Source organism: Paenibacillus sp. AR247 (assembly GCF_002968895.1).
GTDB lineage: Bacteria > Bacillota > Bacilli > Paenibacillales > Paenibacillaceae > Paenibacillus_AQ > Paenibacillus_AQ favisporus.
Genome location: NZ_PCZT01000009.1, coordinates 1,122,858 through 1,127,917 on the forward strand (window position 1 = coordinate 1,122,858; position 5,060 = coordinate 1,127,917).

The 5,060-nt window shown below is 51.3% G+C and carries 6 protein-coding genes; 1 reads left to right on the forward strand and 5 read right to left on the reverse strand.

The window, feature by feature from the left end:
- The coding region (locus CPT76_RS13310; protein ID WP_146116308.1) for an ArsR/SmtB family transcription factor at positions 1-337 on the reverse strand (337 nt) is incomplete at its 3' end.
- Between the two features lie 323 nt (positions 338-660).
- Positions 661-1,551: a LysR family transcriptional regulator gene (locus CPT76_RS13315; RefSeq protein ID WP_258168385.1), complete on the reverse strand. Its 891-nt coding sequence runs from the start codon at positions 1,549-1,551 to the stop codon at positions 661-663.
- A gap of 149 nt (positions 1,552-1,700) precedes the next feature.
- On the opposite strand from CPT76_RS13315, the gene CPT76_RS13320 reads away from it, so the two are divergent.
- Complete coding sequence (locus CPT76_RS13320) at positions 1,701-2,924, forward strand: MFS transporter (RefSeq protein WP_258168386.1); 1,224 nt, start codon at positions 1,701-1,703, stop codon at positions 2,922-2,924.
- Positions 2,925-3,057: 133 nt separating this feature from the next.
- Here CPT76_RS13320 and CPT76_RS13325 read toward each other — a convergent pair whose 3' ends face one another.
- The 3 genes from CPT76_RS13325 to CPT76_RS13335 all read right to left on the reverse strand — a co-directional run.
- Positions 3,058-3,705 (reverse strand): hypothetical protein, encoded by a 648-nt coding sequence (locus tag CPT76_RS13325; protein WP_105443264.1) that lies wholly within the window; start codon positions 3,703-3,705, stop codon positions 3,058-3,060.
- A 44-nt stretch (positions 3,706-3,749) separates the two neighbouring features.
- Positions 3,750-4,331, reverse strand: coding sequence for a hypothetical protein (locus CPT76_RS13330; protein WP_105443265.1), 582 nt, complete (start codon positions 4,329-4,331; stop codon positions 3,750-3,752).
- 121 nt (positions 4,332-4,452) lie between these two features.
- On the reverse strand, positions 4,453-5,060 hold a 608-nt coding region (locus CPT76_RS13335), incomplete at its 5' end, for a hypothetical protein (RefSeq protein ID WP_181152830.1).

Here is a 5,060-nt window from a genome sequence, read left to right on the forward strand (position 1 = left end):
TGATTCGCCTGATTGGCTTTTCGTTTGGCCATCTCTTCAGCGAGGACGCGGTCCATGGCATTAAGTCTTCCATCCCACTGCTGCCGGATGGCTTGTGCCCAATGCTCGAGTCTTTGACCGGATCGATGTTCAATGAGTAGATGCGCTGCTGCGCCCTTTTCTCAACCCGGACGAGCTGTGTTTCCCGAAGGATTTTCAGATGCTGCGAAATGGCCTGCGGGCTTACATCAAAACGTTCGTAGATCTGTGTGGCGGATAGTTCGGGATTCCCGGCCAGCAATTCGAGGATGCCGCGACGTGTTGGATCTGCCAGTGCGGAAAACGTATCATTTGCCATAAGATGAAGCTGTCTCCCCTCCCTCTTCTCGAATCCGCCCTGCGGCGGTATGCCTCTGTGTTGAGTGAAGCTTAGTTTGTTCATGTAATTATCTGGACTGTTAAGTTGGTGAACCCAAGGATCATCAGGTAAAAGATGGTTCAGCTCTCTCTGTTGTTATAATAAACCATTTCCTTAATAAAGTAAATGCTTAAATAAAAAATAACCTTCGCTAATCCCAGTCTTGTTTCCTTGAAAACGGGTCATTCGATAAGAAAAAAAGCCTGGATATCCAGGCTTTCAATCTGCGTACCTTGTAGTTATTTTGTCAGAATAGGTGCATTCTACAGTTCGCCTTGACCACGAAAATACTCGATAATAAATGAGCGAAACAGGTCGGCGGAAGGAGGAAGCTTCCGATCCTCGACCCAGGCCAGTCCAATTTCCCTCCGGCAGTAAGGCTCCGTCACGCGCAACCGCTTGACTTTTCCATGTTCAATACCCGAAAAAGCCGGGATGATCGTAACTCCAAGTCCAGCGGAGACAAGCCCAGCGGCCGTCATAATATCATCACCCTCAAACCGGATGTTCGGCTCAAAACCGGCTTCACCGCAAAACCGTTCCATCAGCGTCCGGACGCCATAACCCGGCTTAAAGGATATAAACGGTTCGCCCGCTACCTCTTCCAGCCGGATGGATTCACGCTTTGCAAGCCGATGATCCGCAGGCACGTAGACGTACATTTCTTCCTCAACGAGCTTGTGCCAGACGACACCAGGCTCTTCGCCGAATGGACCGATAATACACAGATCCACCTCGCTTCGCAGCAATTGCGGAAGAATAACCGTCGTCGGGTTTTGATACAGCGCGAATTCAACGTCCGGATATTTGCGGTTGAAGCTTGCGATGACATCCGGCAGCATGTGAACGCCAAATGACATCAAAAATGCAATCGAGACCTTGCCAGCAAACGGATCGTGGAACTGCCGGACCTCTTCGATCCCATCCTCAATCTCCTGCATAGCCCGCTCTACCCTAGCCAAAAACAGCTTCCCTGTTTCATTCAGCTGAACGGATCGGCCATGCCGGTCAAACAGCTGTACCCCAAGTTCTTTTTCCAGCTTCGTCATCGACCGGCTCAGCGCCGGCTGGGAAATAGCCAGCTGCTCCGCCGATTTGATGAAATGCTCCAGCCTGGCCACGACGCGGAAATACTCCAGCTGCTGCCATTCCATGGTTGCCTGCCCTCTTTCCATTCCCTCATAACCCAGAGGCATTAATTTGATAATTTTAATTCATTATACAACATAAGCGAACCAGGCGTATACTTAGGGACGTCACCGAAAGAGGAGTTTACAGAACTTAATAAAGAGAGGCGTTTACCGTGCAGTACATTCAAATCGGTACCCGTGCCTATTTCCGGGTACTGGTCAGCATGCTGTTGGGCAGTCTGGTCACCTTTGCGATCCTGTACAGCCCGCAGCCTTTGATCGGCACGTTTGCGAAGGAATTCCACGTATCCCCTTCCAGTGCCAGCTTCATCATTTCTTTCTCAACGATTACATTAGCAGTCACCATGCTGTTTGTCTCCCTGCTGTCCAATGCCTGGGGGCGCAGAGGCGTCATGAGCGTGTCGCTGTTCGTTACATCCGTGCTGGCTATGGCTTCTTCGTTCAGCACTAACTTTCATCTGCTGCTGGCCGCGAGGCTGCTCGAAGGCGTCAGCCTTGCGGGCTTTCCGGCCATCGCCATGACTTATCTCAACGAGGAGATCGAACCGCGCAGCATCGGGCAGGTCATGGGATTCTATGTGGCAGGCACTGCGGTAGGCGGTTTTGCCGGAAGGGTTATCATCAGTCTGATCACCGATTTTTTCAATTGGCATATTGCGATGTTTGTCCTAGGCTTGGTCAGCCTTCTATGCAGTGTGATGTTTTGGCTCTACCTGCCCAAATCAAACCACTTCAAACCGGTCAGCATTTCACTACACCACTGGGCCGACGGCTTCCGGAACGGATTTGCAAACACCCGGCTCCTGTGCCTGTACCTGATCGGGTTTCTGCTGCTCGGCGCGTACGTTACGCTGTTTAACTATATCGACTTCCCGCTGTCCCAGCCGCCTTATGAGCTGAGTCAAACGTTGATCGGATGTTTGTTCGTCTTCCAGTTGATCGGCTCCTGGTCCTCCGTCTGGTTCGGTAAGCTGGCTGACCGTTATTCACGTTCCGGCTTGATTGCCAGCGGCCTGGGCATGCTTCTTGTCGGTGCCCTGCTCATGCTGGCGGGTAACGTGGTCTTTATGATCGCAGGCATGATTCTGTTCGCATGCGGCTTCTTCGCGGGACACACCGTTGCCAGCGGCTGGGTGGGCAAAGCGGCACCGATGCACTATAAAGCTTACGCTTCATCCCTTTACCTGCTCTTCTACTACACGGGGTCCAGCCTTGTCGGCTGGTCAGGCGGATTCTTCCTGTCCGGCTTCGGCTGGATTGGGGTGATCGGAATGATCATCGCGTTAATAGTGATCACCGCGCTGCTGCTTTTGTACGTGACTCGGTCTTCCCGGCAGGAGCGGCACGGCAGCGAAGCCAAACCAACTGCCCTGTAATCAAACCAACTGTTTTGTAATGAAACCAACTGTTTTGTAATCAAACCCTACCGATTGTAATGAAAACGGCATGCCTCCTTTGTAGACCATGGGAGAGCATGCCGTTATTTTTATGATAGGGCCGCGATCTTGCTTACGGATTCCAATTCATCCCCTGAACTGGCAACCCAATTCGCTTCAAAACATTAGATCCAACATAGAGCCGGTCACCGATCATCATGCTGTCAGCAGCCGCGACTGTCGCTGTTCCCTCTGGCCCTTTTAAGGTAAAAGTGCTGCTGCCCATTTTTCCAGCCACCTTCTGCTGTATCACTTCCAGACCTGCCTGCTCCATCAGTTCCCGTACCGGAATCATCGTGCGTCCGTTTTGAATAAAGGCAAAACTGAGATATACCACCTTGCCGCCAATAGTGGCTCTTGCAGTGATCTGATCACGAATTTGAATGGGTGTCACAGGCAAGTTTTGTGGTTGTAAATCGGCAGGGGGCTTGGTCGATGCGTTTGGTATAGGTGCCTGGTAGCTCTTTTCTGCCAGGTTGGAAAATTCCTTGAAATCCTGTTCCGTTGCCTTGCGTGCTTTTCCATTGGACAGCGTTATGACTTCGCTCGGACGATTCGGCTGATTATATCTGACAAGTAGTCGTCCACCTTCGACATCATAAGAGCCGAGGCTCGCATAGACAAGATGCTTCCTAATTCCCGTTGCCGGATTCATGATCAAAATTTCATTCATCTTGGCTGCGGAGCTATACTGAACGGCGAGCACACGTCCGTCCGGCATCGGGATAAATCCTGGACGTAAAGGTGCACCATCAACTTCCTTAATTACTCCGTCTCCGGTGCGCAAAAATACACTAAAAAAGAAGTGGAGTACCAATTCTGCTGTGCGTCCTGACCTATCTCATAATTTTTGATATAATGCAGACCGCTCCGGTTATCCTTACTGCCAGTGAAAAACACTCCGGTGGTTCCCGTCCCTTGCGCTGGATCAAATGCAGTCGAAAACAGCCCATTCAAATAATCGCCGAGACCTTTGCCTATCAAAACGGGTCTCCCCAATTCATAGTCCCAGGTTACGGAGATGCCTTCCTCCAGTGCACTCCACTTCCCATTAAAGTCGCGGAATACTGTGCGGTTATAATATTGCTCACCGTCATAAGCGGACGCATCGTAATAGGCACGTCCCGTGCCCTTATCATAAAATTCAGCCCTGAAATCCCATTTGAGTTCGGGTGCCTGAGTTGCTTGTGAATCGGAAACTCCTTTACTCTGTGCACGATCCGCTTGTACTGCAGCCGCAGGTGCCCCCTCCGCCTGTACGCTGGGGCTTGGCGCCACCGCCGTACCCGCCGCAGTCAGCAGCGCCGCAAACAACAACGAGGCCTTCCGCTTGTGCTTCTTGTTCACCGTTGATTTTCTCCTTTCACTATGTAATTCCTAGTTTTTCGGTTTGAGTAACCATTGGATGGATCCATGATCAATCCCTTTTTTCAAAGATAAGCCAATCTCCAAATCCGCCCTCATCTAATTACGGATTCCAATTCACCCCCTGCACCGGCAGGCCAATCCGCTTCAAGATATCAGAGCCAATAAAGAGCTGGCCGCTGATCAACATAGAGTCAGTCGGCGTTAAACTTACGCTGCCCCCAGGTCCTTTCAAGGTAAAAGATGTGCCGCCCGCTTTTCCAGACACTTTCGATTGCTTGACCTCCAGGCCTGTTTGCTCCGCCAATTCAGAAACAGGGAACAGAGTCCGGCCGTTTTGGACAAAAGCAAAGGATAAATTCACCGCACGACCGCCAATCGCAGCTCGGACCAAGATTTGATCTTGAGATTGGACCGATGTCACCGGCAAATCCTGTGGCTGCAAATCAGCTGGAGGCGCAGTGGCAGGGTCCGGCCACGGAAGGTGGCGGCCTTCAGCCAAGCTAATGCTGCTAAACACTTTCCAATCCTGTTCCGTCGCCGGGCGCTGCTTACCGTCGGCTAGCGTATACACGATACTTGGATTTCCCGTTTTATTGAGGGTGATGAGAAGCCGCCCCCCTTTTGCGTCATAGTATTCTGGTCGGCCATATGCCAGGTGCTTCTTCTTCCCCGTTTCGGTGTTGATGATCAGTATTTCATCCGGTTTAT

Coding starts and splice junctions, on each gene's coding strand:
- CPT76_RS13315 (WP_258168385.1), bottom strand. CDS start 1,551: ATGGAATGGCAGCAGCTGGAGTATTTCCGCGTCGTGGCCAGGCTGGAG.
- CPT76_RS13325 (WP_105443264.1), bottom strand. CDS start 3,705: ATGCCGGACGGACGTGTGCTCGCCGTTCAGTATAGCTCCGCAGCCAAG.